This is a genomic window from Aliikangiella sp. G2MR2-5, from assembly GCF_015687155.1.
Taxonomy (GTDB): Bacteria; Pseudomonadota; Gammaproteobacteria; order Enterobacterales; family Kangiellaceae; genus Aliikangiella.
Genome location: NZ_JADPQF010000004.1, coordinates 308,047 through 332,114 on the forward strand (window position 1 = coordinate 308,047; position 24,068 = coordinate 332,114).

The 24,068-nt window shown below is 41.9% G+C and carries 23 protein-coding genes; 16 read left to right on the forward strand and 7 right to left on the reverse strand.

The window, feature by feature from the left end; translation table 11 throughout:
• The first annotated feature begins 174 nt into the window (after nucleotides 1-174).
• Genes IYN84_RS14370 through IYN84_RS14405 form a run of 8 tightly spaced genes read left to right on the forward strand, consistent with a single transcriptional unit; the run spans nucleotide 175 to nucleotide 6,875 of the window.
• Nucleotides 175-750, forward strand: coding sequence for a DUF3833 family protein (locus tag IYN84_RS14370; RefSeq protein ID WP_196139934.1), 576 nt, complete (start codon nucleotides 175-177; stop codon nucleotides 748-750).
• On the forward strand, nucleotides 750-1,742 hold the full coding sequence (locus tag IYN84_RS14375; protein ID WP_196139935.1) for an acyl-CoA desaturase: 993 nt from the start codon (nucleotides 750-752) through the stop codon (nucleotides 1,740-1,742). Before IYN84_RS14370 ends, IYN84_RS14375 begins: the two co-directional genes overlap by 1 nt.
• Nucleotides 1,743-2,159: a nuclear transport factor 2 family protein gene (locus IYN84_RS14380; protein ID WP_196139936.1), complete on the forward strand. Its 417-nt coding sequence runs from the start codon at nucleotides 1,743-1,745 to the stop codon at nucleotides 2,157-2,159.
• Nucleotides 2,159-2,920, forward strand: coding sequence for an SDR family oxidoreductase (locus IYN84_RS14385; protein ID WP_196139937.1), 762 nt, complete (start codon nucleotides 2,159-2,161; stop codon nucleotides 2,918-2,920). The genes IYN84_RS14380 and IYN84_RS14385 overlap by 1 nt, the downstream gene beginning before the upstream one ends.
• On the forward strand, nucleotides 2,917-4,221 hold the full coding sequence (locus IYN84_RS14390; protein ID WP_196139938.1) for an NAD(P)/FAD-dependent oxidoreductase: 1,305 nt from the start codon (nucleotides 2,917-2,919) through the stop codon (nucleotides 4,219-4,221). The genes IYN84_RS14385 and IYN84_RS14390 overlap by 4 nt, the downstream gene beginning before the upstream one ends.
• Nucleotides 4,214-4,972: a DUF1365 domain-containing protein gene (locus IYN84_RS14395; protein ID WP_196139939.1), complete on the forward strand. Its 759-nt coding sequence runs from the start codon at nucleotides 4,214-4,216 to the stop codon at nucleotides 4,970-4,972. The genes IYN84_RS14390 and IYN84_RS14395 overlap by 8 nt, the downstream gene beginning before the upstream one ends.
• Nucleotides 4,973-4,999: 27 nt before the next feature.
• Complete coding sequence (locus tag IYN84_RS14400; RefSeq protein WP_196139940.1) at nucleotides 5,000-6,295, forward strand: cyclopropane-fatty-acyl-phospholipid synthase family protein; 1,296 nt, start codon at nucleotides 5,000-5,002, stop codon at nucleotides 6,293-6,295.
• 10 nt (nucleotides 6,296-6,305) lie between these two features.
• On the forward strand, nucleotides 6,306-6,875 hold the full coding sequence (locus IYN84_RS14405) for a DUF2878 domain-containing protein (protein WP_196139941.1): 570 nt from the start codon (nucleotides 6,306-6,308) through the stop codon (nucleotides 6,873-6,875).
• Here IYN84_RS14405 and recN read toward each other — a convergent pair.
• Both recN and IYN84_RS14415 read right to left on the reverse strand, forming a co-directional pair.
• Nucleotides 6,853-8,514 (reverse strand): DNA repair protein RecN, encoded by a 1,662-nt coding sequence (recN, locus tag IYN84_RS14410; RefSeq protein ID WP_196139942.1) that lies wholly within the window; start codon nucleotides 8,512-8,514, stop codon nucleotides 6,853-6,855. The two genes, IYN84_RS14405 and recN, sit on opposite strands and share 23 nt — an antisense overlap.
• Before the next feature lie 106 nt (nucleotides 8,515-8,620).
• Complete coding sequence (locus IYN84_RS14415; protein ID WP_246722935.1) at nucleotides 8,621-9,514, reverse strand: NAD(+) kinase; 894 nt, start codon at nucleotides 9,512-9,514, stop codon at nucleotides 8,621-8,623.
• 173 nt (nucleotides 9,515-9,687) lie between these two features.
• On the opposite strand from IYN84_RS14415, the gene hrcA reads away from it, so the two are divergent.
• From hrcA to IYN84_RS14445, 6 genes are all read left to right on the forward strand, one after another.
• Nucleotides 9,688-10,725, forward strand: coding sequence for a heat-inducible transcriptional repressor HrcA (gene hrcA, locus IYN84_RS14420; RefSeq protein ID WP_196139943.1), 1,038 nt, complete (start codon nucleotides 9,688-9,690; stop codon nucleotides 10,723-10,725).
• Nucleotides 10,726-10,943: 218 nt separating this feature from the next.
• Entirely contained in the window at nucleotides 10,944-11,537 is a 594-nt protein-coding gene (grpE, locus tag IYN84_RS14425; RefSeq protein WP_196139944.1) for a nucleotide exchange factor GrpE, read from the forward strand.
• Between the two features lie 162 nt (nucleotides 11,538-11,699).
• Complete coding sequence (gene dnaK / locus IYN84_RS14430; RefSeq protein ID WP_196139945.1) at nucleotides 11,700-13,634, forward strand: molecular chaperone DnaK; 1,935 nt, start codon at nucleotides 11,700-11,702, stop codon at nucleotides 13,632-13,634.
• 133 nt (nucleotides 13,635-13,767) lie between these two features.
• A complete protein-coding gene (gene dnaJ / locus IYN84_RS14435) occupies nucleotides 13,768-14,904 on the forward strand; it encodes a molecular chaperone DnaJ (protein ID WP_196139946.1) in 1,137 nt (378 codons plus the stop codon).
• Between the two features lie 184 nt (nucleotides 14,905-15,088).
• The gene (locus IYN84_RS14440; RefSeq protein ID WP_196139947.1) at nucleotides 15,089-15,547 is read left to right on the forward strand and encodes a MotA/TolQ/ExbB proton channel family protein; all 459 of its coding nucleotides are present in this window, start codon (nucleotides 15,089-15,091) and stop codon (nucleotides 15,545-15,547) included.
• 90 nt (nucleotides 15,548-15,637) lie between these two features.
• The gene (locus IYN84_RS14445) at nucleotides 15,638-16,141 is read left to right on the forward strand and encodes a GNAT family N-acetyltransferase (RefSeq protein ID WP_196139948.1); all 504 of its coding nucleotides are present in this window, start codon (nucleotides 15,638-15,640) and stop codon (nucleotides 16,139-16,141) included.
• An 85-nt stretch (nucleotides 16,142-16,226) separates the two neighbouring features.
• Here IYN84_RS14445 and IYN84_RS14450 read toward each other — a convergent pair whose 3' ends face one another.
• The 3 genes from IYN84_RS14450 to IYN84_RS14460 all read right to left on the reverse strand — a co-directional run bounded on the left by IYN84_RS14450 (nucleotide 16,227) and on the right by IYN84_RS14460 (nucleotide 19,330).
• Nucleotides 16,227-18,119 (reverse strand): ATP-binding protein, encoded by a 1,893-nt coding sequence (locus IYN84_RS14450; protein WP_196139949.1) that lies wholly within the window; start codon nucleotides 18,117-18,119, stop codon nucleotides 16,227-16,229.
• 35 nt (nucleotides 18,120-18,154) lie between these two features.
• Nucleotides 18,155-18,379, reverse strand: a complete 225-nt coding sequence (locus tag IYN84_RS14455) for a hypothetical protein (RefSeq protein ID WP_196139950.1) — start codon at nucleotides 18,377-18,379, stop codon at nucleotides 18,155-18,157.
• Between the two features lie 147 nt (nucleotides 18,380-18,526).
• Nucleotides 18,527-19,330 (reverse strand): SAM-dependent methyltransferase, encoded by an 804-nt coding sequence (locus IYN84_RS14460; RefSeq protein WP_196139951.1) that lies wholly within the window; start codon nucleotides 19,328-19,330, stop codon nucleotides 18,527-18,529.
• A gap of 143 nt (nucleotides 19,331-19,473) precedes the next feature.
• On the opposite strand from IYN84_RS14460, the gene IYN84_RS14465 reads away from it, so the two are divergent.
• The gene (locus IYN84_RS14465; RefSeq protein WP_196139952.1) at nucleotides 19,474-19,905 is read left to right on the forward strand and encodes a MarR family winged helix-turn-helix transcriptional regulator; all 432 of its coding nucleotides are present in this window, start codon (nucleotides 19,474-19,476) and stop codon (nucleotides 19,903-19,905) included.
• A 20-nt stretch (nucleotides 19,906-19,925) separates the two neighbouring features.
• Here the strand turns inward: IYN84_RS14465 and IYN84_RS14470 are convergent, their stop codons facing one another.
• Entirely contained in the window at nucleotides 19,926-20,555 is a 630-nt protein-coding gene (locus IYN84_RS14470) for a metalloregulator ArsR/SmtB family transcription factor (RefSeq protein WP_196139953.1), read from the reverse strand.
• A 99-nt stretch (nucleotides 20,556-20,654) separates the two neighbouring features.
• A complete protein-coding gene (locus IYN84_RS14475; RefSeq protein ID WP_196139954.1) occupies nucleotides 20,655-21,899 on the reverse strand; it encodes an MFS transporter in 1,245 nt (414 codons plus the stop codon).
• A 397-nt stretch (nucleotides 21,900-22,296) separates the two neighbouring features.
• Between IYN84_RS14475 and IYN84_RS21720 the strand changes: the two genes are divergently transcribed.
• Nucleotides 22,297-24,066: an FAD-dependent oxidoreductase gene (locus IYN84_RS21720; RefSeq protein WP_196139955.1), complete on the forward strand. Its 1,770-nt coding sequence runs from the start codon at nucleotides 22,297-22,299 to the stop codon at nucleotides 24,064-24,066.
• Nucleotides 24,067-24,068 lie beyond the last annotated feature (2 nt).

Below are 24,068 nucleotides of genomic sequence, written 5' to 3' on the forward strand. Positions count from 1 at the left end.
TTCTTTCTTTGCGATCGGCTGTGATACTGCTTATGGGCTAGTCTCGATGCTTTCTCGCACGTTACCTGGTTTTATTTACGTGTAGCTGAATCAAATGGATCATAAAAAACTAAAAAGATTCGATCCGTTCTTTCAATGCCTCCGTATATGTTCACAATGGTCACCGATAAATTAATGAATATGTCTCAAAATTACACCAGATTCACATCGCGAGTTGCTTTGCTTCTATTGCTAACTGGCTGCCAGCTAAAGCCGGAAGCCTATGAGAAAAACACTCCGAAGTTCGTTTTTGAAGACTTCTTTAGTGGTCCTCTGTGTGCCAAAGGAGTGGTAAAGGAAGGCAACGAAACACTAATCAGAAAATTTAAAGCGGCCATCAATGGCTACACAAAAGATGATCTAGTATATCTTGATGAGATTTTTGTTTTTGACGATGGAGAAATTCAAACGCGATTGTGGCAATTTAGTAAACAGGAACAAGGCTATGCCGGTAGTGCAGGAGATGTTGTCGGTCGAGCGCATGGTAATACCTTTGGAGATAGTTTTAATCTCAAGTACCGGTTGGCGATTAACATTGATGGAGAGAGCTGGGTCATTTCTATGGATGACTGGCTACATCTGATTGATGAAAATACATTAATGGGTACTACTAAAATGAGTAAATGGGGCTTGGATGTAGGACGGATCGATATCTATATCGAGAGAGTAAAGACGACAGAATCTTGTGGAATTGGAAATGGGCGACGCTAATGATAAATAAATTAATTACCCGCGAGCAAAGAAAGCCTGAATTGCAACTATCGCATGAACAGCAGAATATTAAAGTCGAAAATCATAAAGCCTCATTGCTAGCCTGGTTTGACTCTAGCGCCAATCTGGGGAGTGACAATTCTCGGTTCAGCTGGTTAAGAATATCTCCATTTATCGCCATACATTTATCCGTTTTACTAGTATTCTGGGTTGGCTTTAGTTGGATTGCATTAGCAGCGTGTGCATTATTATACTTTATAAGGATGTTTGCCATTACCGCATTTTATCATCGATACTTTTCTCACAAGTCATTCAAGACCAGTCGTTTTTTCCAGTTTGTTTTTGCTTTTATAGGGGCTATGTCAGCGCAAAGAGGCCCGCTATGGTGGGCTTCTCACCACAGAGTTCATCATGCTTGCTCTGACTCGCCAGAGGATCCACACTCTCCAAAACATAAAGGTTCATTGTGGAGTCATATGCTCTGGTTTCTGACCAATGAGAACTTCGCGACCAGAGAAGAAAAAATTAGCGATTTTTCTCGTTATCCAGAGTTGAGATGGCTCGATCGATTTGAAATCGTCGCACCTGCATTTCTAATTCTGATGTTGTTCCTAACAGGAGAATATCTGGCTAACAGTTATCAGGGCTCCTCCACCAGCGGCTTACAGATGGTTGTATGGGGATTCTGTATCTCGACAGTGATATTGTATCATGCTACCTATACGATCAATTCTCTGGCGCATCGCTTTGGAAAGCGTCGCTTTCAAACCAAGGATGATAGTCGAAATAATTTCTGGCTTGCATTATTAACACTTGGAGAAGGGTGGCACAACAACCATCACTATTATGCTACTTGCGCTCGACAGGGATTTGCATGGTATGAGATTGACATTAGCTATTACATTTTAAAATTGTTGGCTGTTTTTGGAATAGTTACAGATCTAAAACCCGTTCCTGCACGTATAAAGAAACAAATACGTGGAGAATTTTAAATGCTAGTTGAAAACTTTACTAAAATCTACAAAGAGCTCAATGCAACCAATATTGAGACTATTGATAAAATCTACGATAACGATGTTATATTTATCGACCCATTTCATGAAATCAGTGGTTTAAAAAACCTAAAGAACTATTTTTTTCAACTCTACGCCAATGTTGAGGAAATATCTTTTGATTTTGATAGTCCCGTCATAGACAAAAATCAGATTACCATTCCCTGGAATATGTTACTTAAACATTCCGGTCTTAATAGAGGGAAAGAATTCGGTCTGGATGGTATCACTTATCTACAAGTAAACGATAAAAATATGATTATTTATCATCGTGACTACTTTGATTGTGGTGCAATGTTATATGAAAGAATTCCATTAGTTAGCGCGCTAATTCGATGGATTAAAAGGAAAGTGTAATGAGGTACAGTTTCAGACAGAAAGTGGTTTGGATAACCGGCGCTAGTAGCGGCATAGGCTTGTCTCTAGCAAAAAAATTGCAACAAGAAGGTGCTTATATTGCGGTAACTTCTAGAAGCGAATTAGATCTTCAGGCGCTATATGGGTTGAATGAGAACATATTGGTGGCATCAGGAGATGTAACATCGCGAGAAGAAAATCAGCGAATAGTAGAAATGATTATTGAAACATTTGGGCAGCTCGATTGCATCATTTTAAATGCGGGGAATGCAGAATACATCAATATACAAGACTTCAGATCAGGGCCCTTTGAAAGGATGATGGAAGTTAACTTTTTTTCGCAAACCAGAGCTATTGAGGTTGCTCTACCATATTTACGTCAATCATCCTCGCCATATCTTGTAGCTATGAGTAGTAGTGTAGCATGGCTTGGATTGCCCAGAGGAGAAGCATACTCGGCAAGCAAAGCGGCAACTCGAAATTTATGCCAAGGTCTTAGATTGGAACTGGCAAAGGAAAATATTCCGGTGAGCTGGATTTGTCCCGGTTTTGTTAGAACTCCATTAACGGATAAAAATGATTTTCCTATGCCATTTCGTATAGAGGCGGAAGATGCGGCCGAAAAAATCATTAATGGTTTAGTAAAACAAAAGGCGGAAATTCATTTTCCGAAAGCATTTACCTTGCTCATGAAATTGTTAGCAGTTTTGCCGGCAAACCTATCAAAACTAATATTAACCAGAGTGGTAACAAGCAAATGAAAATAGCGGTAGTTGGAACTGGTATAGCTGGAAACTATGCAGCCTATCGATTAAGTCAGGAACATGATGTTCATGTGTTTGAATCCAATAGCTATATTGGTGGACATACTCATACTCACTCAATTAGCTATCAAGGAGATGAACAACAAATTGATACCGGGTTTATCGTATTCAATAAAAAGACCTATCCGAATTTTCTCAAACTTCTGGAAGAACTTAATGTCGATTATCAGCCAAGTGATATGAGCTTTAGCGTTCAAGCATATGCAGATAATCTCGAATATAACGGCACCAATTTGAATAGCCTTTTTGCTCAGCGGCGAAACGTTTTTAGACCAAGTTTTTACCGGATGATTCAGGATATTTTGAAGTTTAATCGAGAAAGCCTCGATTTATTACAAGATATCAATAATCAGATTTTGTTAGGTGATTATCTTTTAGAAAATAGATATTCGAAGCAATTTATTCACCACTATATTGTGCCGATGGGCGCCGCAATATGGTCGACTGATCATCAAAGTATGATGAATTTCCCAGCGAGATTTTTTGTTCAGTTTTTTCACAATCACGGAATGTTAAGTGTAAATGAAAGACCTCAGTGGTATGTTATTAAAGGTGGGTCAAAAAACTATATAGAGCCATTAATTGCAGGACATAAAGATAAGATCCGCTCTGGGGTTGCGATAAAAAATATTCGCAGAACACCTGATGAAGTCTATCTTCAGTATGAGAACAATGAAGAAGTGTTCGACTATGTTTTTATCGCAACACATAGTGATCAAGCGCTAGCTATGTTGGAGAATCCATCGAGTCTGGAAAAGGAAGTTTTGGGAGCAATACCTTACACATCTAATCAGGCGATACTGCATACAGATATCAGTGTCCTACCTAAAAGAAAGCGAGCCTGGGCTGCATGGAACTATCATTTGTTAGAAGATCAAAAGGAAAAAGTAGCCTTGACTTACAATATGAATATTTTGCAATCAATAGAAAGTAAAAACACCTATTGTGTATCCCTTAATTATAAAGATTCGATTGACCCGCAAAAGATAATCAAGGTTATTGATTATGCCCATCCCTTTTTTACTATAAATGGCGTCAATGCACAAAAGAAACATAGTCAGGTTAATGGTCAATATCGAACGTTTTATTGTGGCGCATATTGGCGAAATGGTTTTCATGAAGATGGTGTTGTGAGTAGTATAAATGCGCTAAAAGATTTTGAGCGGGTACTGGCTTTTGACAAAGAAAGACAGAAGGAATCAAGTACCTATAAAGAAAAAGAGAGTGTTTGTGAATAGTGCAATATATTTTGGTGAGGTAAAACATCATCGATTTTTACCGAGAGAACATCAGTTTAGTTATAAGCTTGCTATGTTTTTTGTCGATATCGATGAGCTTCCGATGCTTTTTTCCAGGTATATTTTCTGGTCGATAAATCGAACCAATATAGCTTCTTTTCATGTTAAAAATTATCTTAATCTGAATGGCTCTATCAGGGACGGGGTGAATAACGAAATATTCCAAAAATTTAATGCTGTACATTCAGGGCCTATTAGAATGCTTACTCATTTATCGTACTTTGGCTACTGTTTTAATCCCGTTACTTTTTACTATTGTTTTAATGAAAATTCTAATAATGTCGATTTTCTGGTCGCGCAGGTTAATAACACGCCATGGAATGAACGTTATAGCTATTGTTTTGATAATCGCAAGGGTCAATGTCGGCAGGAAGGTTTTTTGGAATTTCAATTTGATAAGGACTTTCACGTATCACCATTTCAACCTATGTCATTAAAATGTTTTTGGCGATTTATGATCCCGGATGAAAAATTATTCGTATATATGAGAAATATGGAAAACAATGAAAAGTTGTTTTCCGCAACACTGAATTTAGCCAGAGAAGATGTTACTAGTCGAAGTCTGATGAAAGTTCTTTTTAACTATCCACTGATGACAATGAAAGTTTCCACCGCGATTTATTGGCAGGCTTTAAAACTCTGGTTAAAGAAAATACCTTTTTATTCACATCCGAAAAAAGAATCGGTGTAGTTAGAAATAACTATAAGGAGAGCACTAATGGCAAGTTATTCGTCGGTAAAAGCATTGGCGGAAAGGGTAGAACGAAAAAATAGTAATTCTGCAAATCTTTTCCTCAATGGAGTTCTGAAAGATAAGATTTTTGCTCGTTTGAAGCAACTACAATTTGGCTCGCTAACTATTCTTTATAAGGGAGATAGCTATCAGTTTTCAGGCGATGAGTATTTGCATTTAACGGCAAAAATAGAAGTAAATCATGAGCAGTTTTTCCGCTACCTTGCTTTTGGTGGTAGTGTTGGAGCGGCAGAAGCCTATATAAATAACTACTGGTCTACCGATGATCTGACTAATGTGATTCGTTTGTTTGCGCTTAATCAGGCCGTTATGGACAGTGTAGACCATGGAATGGCGAGAGTAACAGCACCATTAAAGCAGTTTTTTCATTACTTAAATAAAAATACTCAGCGAGGAAGCAAGAGAAATATAGTGGCTCATTATGATTTAGGAAATGACTTTTTTGAGCAGTTTCTCGACTCCAGTATGATGTATTCATCCGGAATCTTTTGTTCTCTAGATGAATCAATGGAGCAAGCCTCTATTAATAAGCTTGAGCGTATATGTAAGCGATTAAGATTGAACGAAAATGATCATGTGTTGGAGATCGGAACCGGGTGGGGCAGTTTTGCAATTTACGCAGCTAAAAATTACGGCTGTCGTGTAACGACAACAACTATTTCCAACGAACAGTTTTTATACGCCAGAGAAAGAATTCGTGAAGAAGGCCTGGATGAGAAAATTACTTTACTTGATTTCGACTATAGAAAACTCACTGGCAAGTTTGATAAACTAGTTTCGATTGAAATGATTGAGGCCGTTGGTCACCATTATTTTCCTGTTTTCTTTGAAAAATGTAGTAGCCTGTTAAAAGATAATGGCGAAATGTTGCTTCAGGCAATCACCATTCAGGACCAAAGATTTGACAGCGCTAAAAAGCATATCGATTTTATCAAGCGATATATTTTCCCTGGAAGTTGTATTCCCTCGATAGATAGCATTAGTGAGTGTGTCACCAGAGATACTGACCTGAGGATGCTTGCGCTAGATGATATCGGTGTTCACTATGCTGAGACATTGAAGCGTTGGCGTGAAACCTTCTTTAGCAATATCAGCCAGATCAAAGCACAAGGATTTAGCGAGAACTTTATACGCATGTGGGAGTTCTATTTTTGTTATTGTGAGGGCGGCTTCAGGGAAAGAGTGATCAGTGATATACAGTTACATCTTGTTAAACCGCTGGCGCGTGTTCCCATGAAGTTATCGGTACTTAAAGATTAGTAGTCTGGTTATGTTTAATAAACGATTCTGGGTCTCTATGCTGGCATTTGATATTGGATGGGGACTCATAGTTTTTGGTGTTAACGATGGAGCTTACTGGTTTGTTTTGCCTGGAATTTTAGCCTATTCTATTGCCGACTTTATCTATTCCGAACGAAGAGCAAATTATTTTGGATTGATACTGGGAATACTAATTGTTGGTTGTCTGGCAGATTTTATGATGGCAAAACTCGATCTAATTCGATTTGCTGGCGAAGCTACTTTACCTGTATGGATGTCTTTTTTATGGCTTCTATTTAGTGTGACTTTCGCTAATAACTATTATCCGTTGATTATCAGAAAATACTGGCTAGTATTGATGGTCGGTGCTCTGGGCGGACCTTTCTCTTATTTTGCAGCAACTCAACTCTCTGTCGCGCAAGTCATTCAACCTGAAATTTTTTATCCTCTTAGCAGTTTATTCTGGGCGACTCTATTTTTTGTTTTAACCAAAGTGACGCCGTTCAACAAAGTTCTTTTTGCTGGAAATACTATTAACAAGAAAGGCAAAGCTGGACTTAAACTCCCAGCATTTCCCTAGCATGAGTCAAAGTTTTTTCAGAAATATTTAATCCGCCAAGCATTCGTCCGATTTCCTGAACTCTTTCTTCGGAGTTCAAATTTTTCATTTGGGTTGTGGTGCTATTGGCCATTTTTGTTTTACTGGCTATTAAATGGTTTCTTCCACAAGAGGCAACCTGAGGTTGATGAGTAACACAGATGACCTGACGATCTGCTGACAGCTGTTCGAGCAAGCGTCCAACCACTTCAGCGGTACCACCTCCGATGCCCACGTCAACTTCGTCAAAGATAAGTGTTGGTACTAACTGTTGCTTGGCAGTAATGACTGCAATCGCTAAGCTAATTCGAGAAAGCTCACCGCCTGAGGCTACTTTACCCAAAGCTTGTAAGGGCTGGCCTGGGTTAGCTGAAACTAGAAATTCGATAGATTCAAGGCCTGTCGCAGGAAAGCTATCATCGATAGGGCTCAACTGGATTTCGAAGCGGCCGCCATCCATTGCCAGTATCTGTAGCGATTCGGATACTTCATCTTGTAATGATTTGGCAATTTTCTTTCGACTGTTGGAAAGTTTTGCTGCAGTTTCACGGTAGCTTTCAATTGCTGCTTTATGCTCTGTTTCTATGGCTTCAAGTTCCGAATCATCGGCTTCAAGTTGCGCTAACTCCTCTTTCAGGAAAACAAAATGCTGCGGTAACTGGGCCAATGAAACGTGATGTTTGCGGGCCAAATCATGAAATTGGCCAAGTTGCTGGTCAAGGTGCAAAAGAGTTTCAGGATCGACTTCGAGCCTGTCAATGTAGTGACTTAGTTCATCCCTTGCTTCTTGCAATAATCCTTCGGACTGAATCAATATTTCAAGCAGATTTTCAACTTTAGGATCAAGCGATTTTAACTGACTGACTTTTTCAATAGTGCGCGCTAATGAGGGCAGACATGCCTCATTGGCTTCTCCGTCAAGCCAGAGCCTGCTTTCTTCCGCAAGCTGCAATCTGTCCTGGCTAGTCGCGGCCTTTTTATGCTCCTGTTCAAGACTATCCAACACCGCTTGTTGTGGATTTGCTTCTTCGAGCTCTTCAACCTGGTAGACGAGTAAGTCCCGTTTAGCATCTCGCGCCAGCTTTTGCTCTTCGAGCAAGAGTTTACGTTTTTCGATTTGCTTGATGAGCATTGCCTTTTCTTTGACATTTTCGAGCAGGTTGGCATGACCGGCAAACCTATCGAGGAGATTTAGCTGTTCACGGTTTTTTAACAATGATTGATGGGCGTGTTGACCATGAATGTCGACTAGCAAACTACCAATCGTTTTGAGCTGGGAAAGAGTTGCAGAGCGGCCATTAATGAAGCATTTGCTCCGTCCTTCTTTGGCGATGACTCGGCGAAGTATGCACTCACCTTCTTCTTCTAGCTCGTTTTCGCTAAGCCACTTTGCAGCGGCCGATTGCTCTTGAAGTTCGAAGCTGGCTACAACTTCCGCCTGGGAAGCGCCAGGGTAAACACTGGAGGCATCCGCTCGTTCACCCAGAGCGAGCCCCAAAGCATCTATGACAATCGACTTACCTGCACCAGTTTCACCTGTGATAACCGTCATTCCATTTGACCAGTCTAGTGCGAGAGACTGAATAATAGCAAAATTGCGAACTTCGATTCTACTTAACATCTATTTATATGAGTAGTTGTTTTCTCTGTACGCATTCTAGCCGACTTGCTAGATTTTGACCATATTTTTCGAGATTCACTGAGTCTTTTTCTTTCAGGTCGTCAGTCTACAGCTTTTGTCCCCAACTCAGTTTACTTCTCAGAACTTCAAAATAGTCATAGTCCAAAGGATGTACTAGCTGTATTTCTATAGGGTATTGATTAATCTCGATCCGGTCACCTGGAGCAAGAGAAATAATCTCCTGACCATCACAACTCAATTGGGGGTTATGTGGATTGGTATCCGAAACCACAATATCTATTCGACGTTTTCTATCGACGCAAATAGGCCGACTGGATAATGTGTGTGGGCACATAGGGACAAGAACCACAGAATCTGTTTCTGGCGCTACGATAGGGCCACCAGCAGACAATGCATAGGCGGTAGAGCCTGTGGGTGTAGAAACAATCAAACCGTCGGAGCGCTGGCTGTAAACGAACTGTTTATCCATATAAAGCTCGAAGGCAATCATTCGCGCAATTTCTCCGGGATAAAGAACCACATCGTTTACCGCACAGGATTGACCAATCAGCTTGTCTTTACGATAGACTTCGGCATTCAGCAAGAAACGATTTTCCAGCGTGTAATTGCCTTTCAGGATTGGCGGGACGCGCGTATCGATTTCAGTCGGACGAATATCGGTTAGAAAACCCAGATGTCCCCGGTTAATTCCTAACAGGGGAACACGACTATCGACTAGTTCGCGAGCGGTTTTTAACATACTGCCGTCCCCGCCGACGACGATAACCAGGTCGCATCTTTCGCCAAGTTCTTTGAAAGGAACTAGAGAAACTTCTTTTTGTGAAACAAGATCATGGTTTCTTTCCGGGACAAAGACCGTTTTATTAAGGCTGAGCAGCTGACTGCAAAGAGCTTCAACCGTCTCCATTGCAGCCTGGCTACCTGGCTTGCCGGTAACTCCAATTTTTTCAAATGTCGCTAGTTGGGTCATGGGGTACATTCGCAGCCTTGAAATCTTAGTAAGAAGGCAGCATATTAGTGTGACTAGGGTAATTGCCTAATCATCGGCTGTTTTCTATTGATTATCAAGAGACTAGCAAGATTAATTATGGTGAATACTGCCAGTCATAGTGAACTATCGGCTCATTTCTGCTTACCGACTTGAGAATGAATATGAAAGATCGTGACCTTATTTTAATGAAATCACTGATTGAGTCCTATGTCCGAGAGGGACATCCAATAGGCTCGAAAGCGCTGCTAAAGCATTCGCATCTTTCTATCAGTCCGGCTACCGTGCGCAATATTATGTCTGATCTGGAACGTCAGGGTCTGCTGCTATCGCCACATACTTCTGCGGGGCGTATACCGACGACTCAGGGGCTACGCATATTTGTTGACCAGCTAGTTAAGGTCAAAAACCTGGAAACAGATGCTCTGGCACAATTAAAGTCGACGCTGGATCCTAACCTGGAAACCAATACTATTCTTGGAAGAGCCTCATCGGTACTTTCAGATATGACTAAAATGGCAAGTTTGGTGCAACTCCCGAGTAAACCCTTCCAGCAGATTGAGCAGATCGAGTTTGTTCCGCTGTCTGAGCGCAAGCTACTGGTAGTATTGGTGCTTAAAAATGATGAAATCCAAAATCGGATCATACCTGTAGAGCGTAACTATTCTCGGCAAGAGCTAAGTCGAATGGCCGACTTTTTGAATGAACATTTTTCCGGTAAAGATCTGACAACCGTGAAAAACCAGCTATTGAAAGAAATGATTTTCGATAAAGAGCGTCTCGACAGCATGATGCAGCAGGCGGTGACGCTCGCCAGTGCCGGTCTGGACGAAGCAATTAATCATTACCAGGACTTTCATGTCTCAGGACAGACTAATCTGGTGTCGATGGCTACTCACGGACAAATAGAAAATCTGGAACAGATATTTCAGGCATTCAAACAAAAGCAGCAAATTGTTGAAATTCTGGAGCGTTCCATACTTGCCGACGGAGTTAAAATATTCATTGGTGAAGAGAGTGGAAACCAAAATCTATCGGACTGTAGTCTGGTTACCGCACCCTACAAGCTGAATGGCGAGTCGATTGGAGTACTTGCAGTTGTAGGACCGACACGAATGCGTTATGACAAGGTGATCCCGATTGTGGATGTGACCGCAAAGCTACTGTCGAACGCGCTGAGCATGAAAATAAAAGACGAATAGTGAGGGGATTTTTACAAAAAGCTTATTTTTCTCCATTTTTTATCGCATTTTTGCTTGAATCCACATTTCTAACCCCCATATTGCCTACAAATTGATGTATCCGCTATCCATTTTGGTGCCTGACTAGTTACAGGGCGGTATATATTCCAACATCCAGATTGAATTTTAACAAATGAAATGGCTGAAATTGCCGGCAAAATAAAGCTTGGGAGCTTTTTATGAGCAATAAAGACGATATACAAGAACAGGTTGCTGACGGGGCAGAAACCGAACAGTTTGATGCTGCTACAAGTGATGAAAAGGGTTCTTTTGACCAGCGTGTCGAGGAACTGACACAAGAGCTGGATAAGGCTCTGGAAGAAGTTGAGAGTCATAAAGACACGGCAATTCGAGCCAAGGCAGAATGCGAAAATATTCGACGCCGAGCTGAAAGAGAAGTTAGCAACGCCAGCAAATTTGCGCTGGAAAAGTTTGCCAAAGAAATCCTGGCAGTTGTTGATAGTCTGGAAAAAGCGCTCGAGCACCCTGTTGAAGGTGAGGCCCAGACTGCAATGCACGAAGGACTACAACTTACTTATAAACTGTTGATTGATACCTTAAATAAGTTTTCGATTGAGCAGATCTCACCGCTTGGTGAATCTTTTGATCCTGGGTTGCATGAAGCCATGGTGATGCAGGAAAGTGAAGAGCATGAACCTAACAGTGTAATGCATGTCATTCAGCAAGGTTATGCGCTCAATGGTCGATTGATTCGTCCTGCGCGAGTAATCGTTGCCAAAGGCAAGGCGCCAAAAATTGACGAAAAAGCCTGATTTGATCAAAAAAAAGACAAATCAGTGCTTGAATTAAAGTTTTCAGCCCCCAGATAAAGGGCATCTAAAGATTAAATTGTAGTTTGTTTTAACAGCTAAAGAGAGCTTCTAGTTCAAGAGCTTCATACAAAGCTGCGAAACAAAAAATGTGGAGAGATTAAAATGGGTAAAATTATTGGTATCGACTTAGGCACAACTAACTCTTGTGTTGCAGTTCTGGACGGAAAAGACTCTCGAGTGATCGAAAATTCAGAAGGCGCGAGAACAACCCCTTCGATTGTTGCTTACACAGATGACAATGAAATTCTGGTTGGCCAGTCGGCAAAGCGTCAAGCGGTAACTAATCCGGATAATACCCTTTTTGCTATCAAGCGTTTAATTGGTCGTCAGTTCAAAGATGATGTCGTGCAAAAAGATATCAAGATGGTGCCATACAAAATTAGCGCTGCTGACAATGGTGATGCCTGGGTTGAAGTTAAGGGCGAAAAAATTGCACCTCCTCAGGTGAGTGCTGAAGTTCTTAAGAAAATGAAGAAAACAGCAGAAGATTTTCTTGGTGAAAAAGTGACTGAAGCGGTTATCACTGTTCCAGCTTATTTTAATGATTCTCAGCGTCAAGCGACCAAAGATGCAGGCCGTATTGCCGGACTTGAAGTGAAACGTATTATCAACGAGCCTACTGCGGCTGCGTTGGCCTACGGTATGGATAAAGGTAAAGGTGATAAAACCATTGCTGTCTATGACCTGGGAGGCGGTACTTTCGATATTTCCATCATCGAAATTGCAGAAGTTGAAGGCGAGCATACATTCGAGGTTTTAGCGACCAATGGTGATACTTTCCTTGGTGGTGAAGACTTTGACATGCGCGTAATCGAATACTTGGCTGATGAATTCAAGAAAGATTCAGGTATTGATTTACACAATGACCCTCTGGCGCTACAGCGTTTGAAAGAAGCGGGTGAAAAAGCAAAAGTTGAGTTGTCTTCAAGTCAGCAAACAGACGTTAACCTGCCTTATATTACCGCGGATGCAACTGGTCCTAAGCATTTAAATGTTAAATTAACTCGAGCGAAACTGGAGTCATTAGTTGATGACTTGATTGAGCGCTCCTTAGAGCCTGTCAAGATGGCAATTAAAGATGCTGGTTTGAATGTATCTGATATCGATGATGTTATTTTAGTCGGTGGTCAAACTCGTATGCCTAAAGTACAGGAAGCCGTTACTAACTACTTTGGCAAAGAGCCACGTAAAGATGTAAACCCTGATGAAGCAGTAGCAATGGGTGCATCTATTCAGGGTGCGGTTTTGGCTGGTGATGTTACAGACGTTCTTTTACTTGATGTTACACCGCTTTCACTGGGTATCGAAACCATGGGTGGTGTAATGACTAACCTGATCGACAAGAACACTACAATTCCAACCAAAGCGAACCAGGTGTTCTCTACTGCTGAAGATAACCAGACAGCGGTAACCGTTCATGTTCTTCAGGGTGAGCGTAAGATGGCGGCTCAAAATAAGTCGCTCGGAAAGTTCGACTTAACTGACATTCCGCCAGCGCCACGTGGTATGCCACAAATCGAAGTAATTTTTGATATTGATGCTAATGGTATTTTGAATGTATCGGCTAAAGACAAAGCGACCGGTAAAGAGCAGTCAATTGTAATTAAAGCTTCTTCCGGTTTGTCGGATGAAGAGATCGAGCAAATGGTACGCGATGCTGAAGCACACGCTGAAGAAGACAAGAAGTTCCAGGAACTGATTGAAGCGCGCAACAAAGCTGACGGGCTGATTCACGCAACCAAGAAAACTATGGAAGATGAAAAAGTTACTTTTGAAGATGGCGAGAAAGAAGCGATCGAAGCTGCTATCAAAGAACTTGAAGAAGTGCTTAAAGGTGACGACAAAGCTGCTATTGAAGCGAAAACTGAAGAATTGACCAAAGTTTCACAAAAAATGGCAGAGCGTCTGTATGCACAAGCGCAAGCTGAAGCACAGCAGGCTCAACCTGGAGCTGGAGCAGGTCAGGAAGAAAGTAACAAAGGCGACGACGACGTTGTTGATGCTGAGTTTGAAGAAGTCAAAGACGACAAGAAGTAATCTTTGACGAGCGTTGGTAGCGCTCAATAGTTTGCAAGCTTTTTAACGCAAGTTAAAAAGCTTCAGAAAAACTTTTGTAGCGCGGGGAGTTTCCCCGCGTTGCTGTTTTCGAAAGAGAATTAGGTTCTACACAATGTCTAAGAAAGATTATTACGAAGTACTGGGTGTAAGCAAAGGCGCCTCTGATCAGGAGCTGAAAAAAGCTTATCGCCGCCTGGCAATGAAGTACCACCCGGATCGCAATCCTGATTCGAAAGAAGCGGAAGAAAAGTTTAAAGAAGCGAAAGAAGCTTATGAGGTTCTGGGCAATGAGCAGAAGCGAGAAGCCTATGACCGTTTTGGTCACGCCGGAGTGGATCCATCTCAGGGAGGATTCCATGGTGGCGGTGGTGCCGAGAGCTTCAGCGATATTTTTGGTGATGTATTTGGTGATATTTTTGGTGGAGGTCGCAGCGGCGGTGGTCGTCAACGTCAAAGACGTGGCGCCGATTTGCAATACAATCTGGAGCTCTCTCTTGAAGACGCGGTAAAAGGCATCAAGAAAACCATCAAGATCCCAACCTATGTTAACTGTGATACATGTGATGGCAGCGGTGCCAAGAAAGGTAGTTCGCCAGCCACTTGTGACACATGTAAAGGTGCCGGACAGGTTAGAATGCAGCAAGGCTTCTTTTCGGTTCAGCAAACTTGTCCGTCCTGTCACGGTCAGGGGACCATTATTAAAGATCCTTGCGGTAGTTGCTCAGGACAAGGCCGAGTCAGAAAAGAAAAAACTCTGTCGGTAAAGATACCGGCAGGTGTAGATACCGGAGACAGAATTCGTTTGACTGGCGAAGGCGAAGCCGGTGGGCCGGGCGCAATCGCCGGTGATCTATATGTTCAGGTGCATGTCAAAGAGCACCCTATTTTTGTTCGAGACGGTGACAATCTCTATTGTGAAATGCCGATCAGTTTTGTCACTGCCTGTTTAGGTGGAGAGCTGGAAGTTCCGACTCTTGAAGGTAAAGTTAAATTAAAGATTCCAGAGGAAACCCAGACCGGCAGAATGTTCCGGTTACGTGGTAAAGGGATTACTCCGATGCGCGGTGGAATGCGTGGAGATCTGCTTTGCCGAGTGGTGGTTGAAACACCGGTAAACCTGAACAAAGAGCAGAAAAAGATGCTAAAAGAGTTTGAAGAGTATCTTGCCGGAAGCAAAAAGCAACACAGTCCTAAATCGAAAAACTGGTGGGATGGTGTGAAAAATTTCTGGGATGAGATGACTAACTAGTATCTTTCCAGGAGAATAAAAAAGCCGCTTTTTAAGCGGCTTTCTTTTTCGTTGGAAGCAAAGGATATGTTTCAAGGTATCTTAAAGCGAAAATTCAACTTAACCCAAAAATATAATATTACTTCTTTAAAAATATTTCCGTATTATCCGTGTTTTATTGAAGATAATAAGCTGTAGGCTAAATATGGAAAAAACGATTTACAATCCACCAACTAGTGAAATAGTTGCCCGGCAAGTTAAAAGAGAACAGTTGGGAAAAATTCTCTCGTTAATTGGGTGCATTCTCCAGTCGGCATTAGTTTTCGGAATAATAATATTTATTGTCGATATGGTTATTGCGTTTCAAGAAACAACCTTATATGGCTCAGGCGATCCTAAAGTGATGGCGGGGATGGTAAGTTCGGCTCTGATAAGCGTTGTTCTAGGTTGTGTTGTAGCTTTTCCAGGACTATTGATGAACATAACAGCTTTGCTTATTTCATCATATAGCGCTACTTGGCTGTTTAGGTTTCTAATAACATCATCAATATTTTGGATTTTGGTTTTTCCAATAGGTACACTGTTGGGCGTGGTTCTTTTAGTGGTTGCATTAAAGAAGCGCAAAATCTACATAAAAAGCCTAACCAATATTCGAACGTCATAGATAGGTTGTTGATAAAGACTGCATAACAAGTCTCGCAAGTCCTCCGCCAAGTCTGCTTAGTGTTTAGTGCTTCCATTAATTGGAGTTGAAATGGAATTAATTCTACCTTCAGAAAAATATAAGAATAGCTACCTGGCATATATCGAAGAGCTCGGTGATGAAGAGCGCTATCCATTTCCTATGGATTTTGATTGTAGTGATTTTAGTAAAATGCTCTCAAAAATCAATGATTTCGCAGAGGGGGTAAACCTTCCGCCCGGGTATGTTCAAAGTTCTACACTCTGGCTTGTCGATTCTGGCGAATTGATCGGTGTTACAAATATTCGTCATCGTCTTAATCAAGAAATTGAGTATTGCGGTGGACACATCGGGTTGGGAATTCGACCTTCTGCTCGCGGCAAGGGGTACGGTAGCCAACTTATGAAGTTATCTATCGAAAAGCTTAGTGATCTGGGCGTTAGTACAATTTATATTCATTGTTACAAGGATAATATGGCTTCGGCTAAGGCTATTATTTCTAATGGTGGCTCATTAGAATCTGAGCTGTCATTGGGCAGTAAAATCGTTCAACGGTATTTAGTAAAGCCTATCTAATAAATAATAAAGCTATCGTTTTGAGAGGTTGCTACACTCAAAGGCGCTATTTTATAGGTTTAACAAGATGTTTAGAGATGGTTTTCTAGGGGTTGTATTCCAGCGGGATATGGACTTCTATAGTAGTGCCTTTGCCGAGCTCTGAATTCAAAAAAATCTTACCGTGCAATGCTTGAACAATCTCCTGACAAATTGCCAGCCCCAATCCTGAGCCGCTGTGTGAACGGTTGTCTTCTGCATTAACCTGTTCAAAACCCTCAAATACCCGCTCCTGCATATTCTTGGGAATACCTATTCCCGTATCTTCGACAATGAGTTGTAGCTGATTATTGTTGACCATATGAGAAATTGTAATTTTTCCTTGAACAGTAAATTTTACCGAGTTTCCAATAAGGTTAAAAAGCACCTGCTTGATTCTCGCACGATCATGAAATAGCAATACTTCGCCTTCAGGTTGATAACATATTTCAACATCCGGGCTGTTGAGCAGTGGCTTGCAGATTCTTATTACCTCCAATACTAATTGCGAAAGTTCGAATTGATCAGGTTTAAAGGTCATAAAATGGGTTTTTAGTTTCGCCAGATCCAATATGTCATTCACTACTTCTGAAAGCTGGATTCCACTTTTTTCGATAAGTTTGAGGTGCTCGATACTTTCGCTATCGAGTTGCCCCACATTTTCCATTTGTAAGATTTGTGATAACCCGACAATACCGTTGAGCGGTGTCCTTAATTCGTGCGAAGTATTGGTAAGGATTCGATCTTTAACTTTGTCCAGTCTTTTCAATTCTTCATTCAACCTTTTCTGGCGCATTATCTGTAATCGTGTCGAGCGCCGATAAAACCAGAAAAGTATCAAAGCACTAGAAGCGAGCAGTGCGCCTCCCCAGATAACCTGAGTTTGTTTATGTGCCTCCAATTTTAGTTCTGCAATTTTCTGGAGCTGCTGGCTTTCTTTGAGTTGCTTTTCTGTTTCCTGAATGCCGCGCTCAATTCTTGTTACTTCAGCCTGAAGTAATACTTTCTCACCTTGAATACTATCAGTCAGTGTTTCCATCGCTTCTTTACGAATCAGGGCGGAGTGAAAATCTTCATTGGCTTTATCTATATCGAAAAGAAGCTCATTGAGCTGCAACAACTGAGTATTGTGTTGTATTTTCTGCGCTATCTTTAAAGCCTGGTTAGCTCTTTTGGTTGCACTCTCCAGATCCCCTTGCTGATAGTAGAATTGTCCTGCTTTTTTTAGCGAGATAACTTCAAGGCCTTCGAATTGATTTTGACGTGCTAACTCTTTTGCCCGGTCTAACAGTTCTATTACATCAGCATAATTTTGCAGTTTGATTAGCCAGTCAACTTTTGTAAACAAATAATAGATATTTAAAAATGGATTTTCGTAATGAGTAAATAGTGTGTCAAGAAGTGCCATGTACTGGTTGGCTAAATCTGGCTCGTTGAGTTCAATGTAGCGAGAAACCATACCAATGTAGGCTACCGCTTTTTGATAGTCGGGACGTTCAATACCGTTAAGAACAGGGAGTTTCTTTAAATAGAGAAGTGATTCTTGCGGATTTTCCAGACGTAAAAAGACGCCGGAAATATTATTAATGGCGCTTTCAATGCTTTCGGTGTGATCGATTTCCTGAGAAATCTCTAGCGACTCCTGATAAAGCTTGAGCGCCTGTTGAAAGTCTCCAAGATACATAATAGTACTTGCGACATTTGAAATTGCTCTGGCAAGTTGTTTCTTGTCATTAGATTGTTCCGCCAGGCTTCTAGCCTGTATCGCAGCAGAAAATCCTTTTTGATATTGTCCTTGTTTAAATAACTCGTAGGCTTGCTCGTTAAGCTTTTCGGCGGATTGTGAAGAATAGGCTCTCTCAACAGCAACGATTTCTGCTGTTTGCGCAATTGACGTTATCGCTAACAAGTCAAATATAAAACAAGTTGCAATAACGACGAATTTATTGAGCCTCTTCATCAGGTAGACTAGACTCCGGATAACCAGATTATTATCTACGGTTTTAGTTTGGCCGCAGTAGTTACTGTATTGTGACTTATCTTGTAGTTTCCACCGATTCGTTTTTGAATCTTGTCGTAGTCTTTGCTCAACATCAGCTTTCTGTCTTCATCAGATACCCCATACTTTTCCATGGTCTTGTTTGCATCACCGATGTAAGACTGTTTCAGATCGTCGTCCTTAGCTAGTTGGATCATAAAATCTACCAGTTTATCCGCCATTTCCAGATTCCTTTGTTTTGAAATAGTTATTATCAGCTAGTTAAAAACTAACTGTGCAGGGAAACTTTATCTCAGATAGCCATTGAATATCAAATAGTTAATTGATTATCTTGGTTGAGAACTCTTTATTGGTTCGGGACTTGCAAATTAGACCAGCGTTAAATCAATATGCCATTGTGAGCAAAAGTCCAGATCTACCCTGGGGGTTTGACATGGCGGAAGGTAAAGGGTTGTAATTGTTTTAACTTCCACAAAGTCCAGATTGGCAAGCATTATGGGCTCGGCACGAACAGGCATAAGAGGTAGCGTTGGCGCTTCATAAAGAATTAATTCATGAGTTTCAGCGTATCTTTCAAGTAGCCTCGCCTTTAACATGGCTAAACCATTATCAGCAGGGTGCATCTGAGTGAAGGTTAGGTCGCCGACGACACCTATTTGCCAGAGTATTAGCGGCGACGCCAGATTAACTGGCGGATGATAAATCAAGTATTGGGTTGCTTCGTATGACTGGCAACCAAGATCTCCAGGGTCAATACCGAGATCGGCAAACAGGCAGTCCTCTGCCGAAATGGCTGGAAGCATCTCCGCGCTAAAGCCTTCCTTTCTGGCTATAGAAATGCATTTATGCGAGGGGTAAACAAAAACTCCGGGATGGCCGTAGAACACAGCGCAGACTTTCAGTCCCTTTCTAAGATCTGCCATTATGGAATCGACCATTCGATCATAAGCTTCAACTCGGTTGTTCCCGTTTCGGCCGGACGAATCATCGTAATAGAGATCGCCCATATCTTTAATGTTGCAATTCAATTGTTCAATTGCGGCCTTGCCAAGAGGATCAGGTACCAGTAAGTGGACAATGTCGGCAGACACTATCCGGTTAATTGACTCCTGTGACAAGTGAGCTGGCGTGATAATTCCGCTGCCAACAACAACCAGACTTCCATTTTTCATCGATATCTCTCTTTGTCCTGATTGGTGCCGATATTGCCACTAACCATCATAATTTTCGAGAAGATCTTTACTAACAAATATAAAATGAATGACATCCTTGCTTTTGTTATATTTAGCTCAGCTAATTAGTTTGAAGGGCAAATATGTCGAGCGATAAAGGAAATCTTGGATCTGCGCTAATTCGGTTAAACCGGTATTTGAATATGCTGGCTCAATCGGGGGGACTGAGCGGTGCTCGTATGCAGGTGTTAGCTATTATCAAAGATAAAAATCCGGTAACTTTACGTCAGCTTTGTGATATTCAGCAGGTGAAAATGCCGACTATGTCAAAGCTGGTGGACGAGCTTCAAAATGGTCAGTTAGTAATAAGAGCTCAGTCGAAAGATGATGCGCGAAAACGATGGATAGTGCCAACTCAGAAGGGGCTACAGGTACTTGCGCAGGCACAACAAGAAAACAAAAAACGCTGGCAGACAATTCTAAAAGAATTTAGCCAACAAGACCTCGAGTTGATGGAAAGTCAAATTGATCAGTTATGTTCCGGACTTAGCAAGCATCTCGAAGGTGAAAGCTGAGCGCCTATTTTGCAAAATGCCTATTCGTTACCAACAATTCGATAAGCACAGCGTCTGGCACCTTCCAGAATATACTCAGTTCTCTCAATTTGAGTGCCTAACAGCGCTTGAAAAATTGCTAATTCTGAACGGCAGAATTGTTGACACTGGCTGGCCGCGGCACATATCGGACAATGATTTTCAATAAAGAAAAGGCCTTCGCCTGTGCGAATAACCTGTGCCATGTAGCCTTCATCATTGCGAATTTGTACGAGCCTGTTTAGTTTCTCTTCTACTGACTTGTCTTCGGACATGCGCTTTTTATAAGCAGTAAGCATCTCTTGTTCACGAGACTTGATAAGCTCCTCGAATGCCTCTCCTCCCAGCTGCTTTTGCATTTGTCCAAGCAGATTCACCAGCAGTGCTGAGTGTCCGTCAGGAAAGTGGCTATCAGCTTTCGGAGTTAGACTCCAGCGTTTCTTAGGTCGTCCTTTGCCTTCACTCACAAACTCATGTATGACCAGGCCCTGTTCTTCCATATGTTCCAGATGCTGTCTTGCTCCCATTGAGGTCATTGGTAGCAGGTCGGATAGCTCAACCGCACTGAGTGCTCCACGAGTTTTTAACAAGTGAAGAATTTGGGTCTGACTGGACTGGAAGCTATCACTCATAAAGCAGCTCTCTCTCGATTATTCTGACTAAACAAAGCCCTGTCCTTTCTAATATAAAACATACTGTTGTTAAACATAAATGTGTTAATAAATGAGGCGTTAGTAACTATTTTCAGTTGCAACCAAAGCATTTTCGGGCTGCTCTTCTCTCTCTGGTTGTACAAAAAAGAATACCGATACCAGTATGAGTGCAGCCGCAAGCCACATGGTCAGAGTCGTACTGATAATAGCAACCAGACTGCCCGCAAGGGCGATAATAACATTGGTAAAGCAAAATACACTCATTTGCAGGCCCATTACTTTTCCCTGCCCAAGATGGCCAAAATATTCCGATAGCATGGCAGGAAAAACCATATTGATAACGGCTATAACCGCTCCGGTTAATGCAAGAAAAATGTATACACTATTTCCAGATGACAGCGTGCTCGTGACTATCAGCAAAGCAAAGATAAAATTACCACCCAGCAGTGCTCTTTTTTCTCCCAGTTTGGTGGGGAGTTTGTCGGCGATGGTGGTGCTGACTAAAATCATCAAGCTTGTAATTGCCACCGTCATCCAGGCGATTTGTTTACTGCCGAACTCCTGGATATCGGCAAGCCATAGCGGGTAAAATTCATAAAACGCATTAATGCCAAGTGTATACAGAAAGTAATAGACAAAAAACTGGCGAATATCTTTTCTTAACAGCAAGGTTGCAGAGTGGTTTTGAATAATTTCCTGCCACAGGGTTGATTGAGATAGCTTTTGCACGGGCGTCTGTGGAAGTACCAAAATTACTAAAAGCGTAGAAAACAGAACCGCTGCACCAGCTGCATAGAAGGCCGCTTCGACGCCCAGAGGGGCCAGGTAACCTCCAGCTAGGGGTCCGATAAGCCAGCCACCATAAACTGCCGCATAGAGTAATGATAATGCCTTTTTACGGTCTATAACCGGATGAAGCTCAACTGCAATTGCGCGTGCAATTGACATATTTCCTTCGCAAAATCCGGTGAGAAACCGGGCAAATATGAAAGCGGTAAAGCTGCCTTTATATACAGCAAAGCCGGTCAATAGATAACCAAGCACACTCCCAGCCAAAGAATACAGAAGTACCTTTTTACGACCAAAGCGATCTGAAAGTGAGCCAATAATGTTGCTGCCGAATAATAGTCCTAACGGGTAGGTCGCCAGGGTAATACCCAATAGTAGCTTGGGGTCGAGTGCCAAGAATTGAGTCAGGGGCTCGCCGCTGGAATTAAGAAAGTAAGGTGACAAAAGAGGGTAAGGTAAAGCGATCCCTGCCGTCCCCATAAGTGAAAGTAGCATAATAGTAGCCAAAACACCTTTAGCTCGAATTTTTTCCATGGCATTTTCCTGCGTAACAAAAACAATATATAAAGTGAATGGTTTATATATTAAGGTGGTATGCCCGAATCAGCCAATAGCTTTAAAATATGGTTTCAATTCATCAAGTCTATTCAAGGGAAAATGCTTGGAAAATCAGTCTTAAAGGAACCTATTTGTGTCTAAATTCTAGAAAATATTTTAGATTTTTGACGGGAGTCAGAATTAAATCGAATAAAAGTGAAAAAAGCTCGAAAAATTCCCGAAAAAACCGGTACAAAGCCTGAAAAACAAGTATAATCCGCACTCATTTTTCAAATATAATCTATGCTTATTTTTATCCGTAGATAAACCATCGAAGAAGCCATTGATATAGCTAGGTTTTTTCGAGTTTCACAGACGCTTAGGGGATATTGGTGTGAAGCCAACGAACATAAAAGATCCTGAATATTTCCACAAGGTAGTCGACTGTCAGTATGCCTGCCCTGCTCATACTCCCGTTCCGGAGTATATTCGCCTTATCGCTGCTGGTCGTTATGATGATGCTTACATGATTAACTGGGAATCGAATGTATTCCCGGGTGTATTAGGACGTGTTTGTGACCGTCCATGTGAACCTGCATGTCGTCGCGGCCGTGTTGAAGAAGAGCCTGTTGCTATTTGCCGTTTAAAACGTGTTGCAGCAGATAATAAAGATGACATTAAAGCTCGTTTACCAGAAGTTAAGCCTAAAAATGGCAAAAAAGTAGCGCTAGTCGGTGCTGGACCTGCAAGCTTAACCGTTGCCCGTGGTCTTGCTCCTTTGGGTTATGAAATTGACCTTTACGATGAGCAAGAAGTCGGCGGTGGCTTTATGCGCAGTCAGATCCCTTCATTCCGTCTTCCAGCCGAAGTTCTTGATGAAGAAGTTGGTTATATCATCGATATGGGTGTGACCACTCATTTCAAACACTATGTTGATAGCCTTAAAGGTCTGCTTGAAAAAGATTATGACGCAATATTCGTTGGCTCGGGAGCGCCAAATGGTCGCGACTTGCCGAAACTGCCTGGTCGTCAGGAAGGTGACGAAAATATTTCCGTTGGTATCAACTGGTTGGAAAGTGTTGCTTTCGGCCACACTAAATCCGTAGGCAAGAAAGTTCTGGTTCTTGGTGGCGGTAACACTGCGATGGACTGCTGTCGTACAGCACGTCGTCTGGGTGGTGAAGATGTACGTATTGTTGTGCGTAGCCCGCAAAAAGAGATGAAAGCATCTCCTTGGGAAATTGAAGACGCCCTTGCAGAAGATATTCCAATTTTTGAAAACCATGTGCCGCATTCATTTGTTGTGGAAAACGGCAAGTTGGTGGGCATGAAGTTCGAAAAAGTGCGCGCCGAATATGATGAAAATGGTAAGCGCTCGTTGATCCCGACCGGTGAAGATCTGGTCCACATGGAATGTGATGATGTACTGATTGCTATCGGTCAGGACAATGCCTTCCCATGGATTGAACGTGATATCGGTCTGGAATTTGGCAAGTGGGATATGCCGGTGGTTGACGAGAAAACTTTCCAGTCGACCAATGAAAAAGTTTTCTTCGGCGGTGATGCGGCATTCGGTCCATCCAACATTATTACCGCAGTCGCTCATGGCCATCAGGCTGCTATTTCTATACATAAGTTCTGTCTGGGTGAAAATGTCGCTGAGCGACCAGAGCCAGGCGTAAATTTATTGTCCCAGAAAATGGGTTTCCACGAGTGGACTTACGACAATCATATCGATCACGATAAGCGTCACCTGGTTCCTCACGTTGATAAAGAGTTGGCACTTGCTAACCTGAAGCTTGAAGTTGAAAAAGGCTTCGATCAGGAGCTTGGTTATGAAGAGGCAATGCGTTGTCTCAACTGTGATGTACAGACAGTATTTACCGATAATCTGTGTATCGAGTGTGATGCCTGTACCGACGTGTGTCCAACACAATGTATTAACTTTACCGACAACGGTGAAGAAGATGAATTAAGAACCCGTCTTAATGCTCCATCTAATAATAAAGAGCAAGACCTTTACGTTTCCGGCGAACTCAAGACCGCGCGAGTGATGGTCAAAGACGAAAACGTTTGTCTTCACTGTGGTCTTTGTGCCGAGCGATGCCCGACATCAGCTTGGGACATGCAGAAATTCTCATATTCAGTTACTAAGGCGGGTTAGCA

Excerpts from the sequence above, each read along its gene's own strand:
- IYN84_RS14370 (WP_196139934.1), top strand. The coding sequence starts at position 175 with ATGAATATGTCTCAAAATTACACCAGATTCACATCGCGAGTTGCTTTG.
- IYN84_RS14375 (WP_196139935.1), top strand. The coding sequence starts at position 750 with ATGATAAATAAATTAATTACCCGCGAGCAAAGAAAGCCTGAATTGCAA.
- IYN84_RS14380 (WP_196139936.1), top strand. The coding sequence starts at position 1,743 with ATGCTAGTTGAAAACTTTACTAAAATCTACAAAGAGCTCAATGCAACC.
- IYN84_RS14385 (WP_196139937.1), top strand. The coding sequence starts at position 2,159 with ATGAGGTACAGTTTCAGACAGAAAGTGGTTTGGATAACCGGCGCTAGT.
- IYN84_RS14390 (WP_196139938.1), top strand. The coding sequence starts at position 2,917 with ATGAAAATAGCGGTAGTTGGAACTGGTATAGCTGGAAACTATGCAGCC.
- IYN84_RS14400 (WP_196139940.1), top strand. The coding sequence starts at position 5,000 with ATGGCAAGTTATTCGTCGGTAAAAGCATTGGCGGAAAGGGTAGAACGA.
- IYN84_RS14405 (WP_196139941.1), top strand. The coding sequence starts at position 6,306 with ATGTTTAATAAACGATTCTGGGTCTCTATGCTGGCATTTGATATTGGA.
- recN (WP_196139942.1), bottom strand. The coding sequence starts at position 8,514 with ATGTTAAGTAGAATCGAAGTTCGCAATTTTGCTATTATTCAGTCTCTC.
- IYN84_RS14415 (WP_246722935.1), bottom strand. The coding sequence starts at position 9,514 with ATGTACCCCATGACCCAACTAGCGACATTTGAAAAAATTGGAGTTACC.
- hrcA (WP_196139943.1), top strand. The coding sequence starts at position 9,688 with ATGAAAGATCGTGACCTTATTTTAATGAAATCACTGATTGAGTCCTAT.
- grpE (WP_196139944.1), top strand. The coding sequence starts at position 10,944 with ATGAGCAATAAAGACGATATACAAGAACAGGTTGCTGACGGGGCAGAA.
- dnaK (WP_196139945.1), top strand. The coding sequence starts at position 11,700 with ATGGGTAAAATTATTGGTATCGACTTAGGCACAACTAACTCTTGTGTT.
- dnaJ (WP_196139946.1), top strand. The coding sequence starts at position 13,768 with ATGTCTAAGAAAGATTATTACGAAGTACTGGGTGTAAGCAAAGGCGCC.
- IYN84_RS14440 (WP_196139947.1), top strand. The coding sequence starts at position 15,089 with ATGGAAAAAACGATTTACAATCCACCAACTAGTGAAATAGTTGCCCGG.
- IYN84_RS14445 (WP_196139948.1), top strand. The coding sequence starts at position 15,638 with ATGGAATTAATTCTACCTTCAGAAAAATATAAGAATAGCTACCTGGCA.
- IYN84_RS14450 (WP_196139949.1), bottom strand. The coding sequence starts at position 18,119 with ATGAAGAGGCTCAATAAATTCGTCGTTATTGCAACTTGTTTTATATTT.
- IYN84_RS14455 (WP_196139950.1), bottom strand. The coding sequence starts at position 18,379 with ATGGCGGATAAACTGGTAGATTTTATGATCCAACTAGCTAAGGACGAC.
- IYN84_RS14460 (WP_196139951.1), bottom strand. The coding sequence starts at position 19,330 with ATGAAAAATGGAAGTCTGGTTGTTGTTGGCAGCGGAATTATCACGCCA.
- IYN84_RS14465 (WP_196139952.1), top strand. The coding sequence starts at position 19,474 with ATGTCGAGCGATAAAGGAAATCTTGGATCTGCGCTAATTCGGTTAAAC.
- IYN84_RS14470 (WP_196139953.1), bottom strand. The coding sequence starts at position 20,555 with ATGAGTGATAGCTTCCAGTCCAGTCAGACCCAAATTCTTCACTTGTTA.
- IYN84_RS14475 (WP_196139954.1), bottom strand. The coding sequence starts at position 21,899 with ATGGAAAAAATTCGAGCTAAAGGTGTTTTGGCTACTATTATGCTACTT.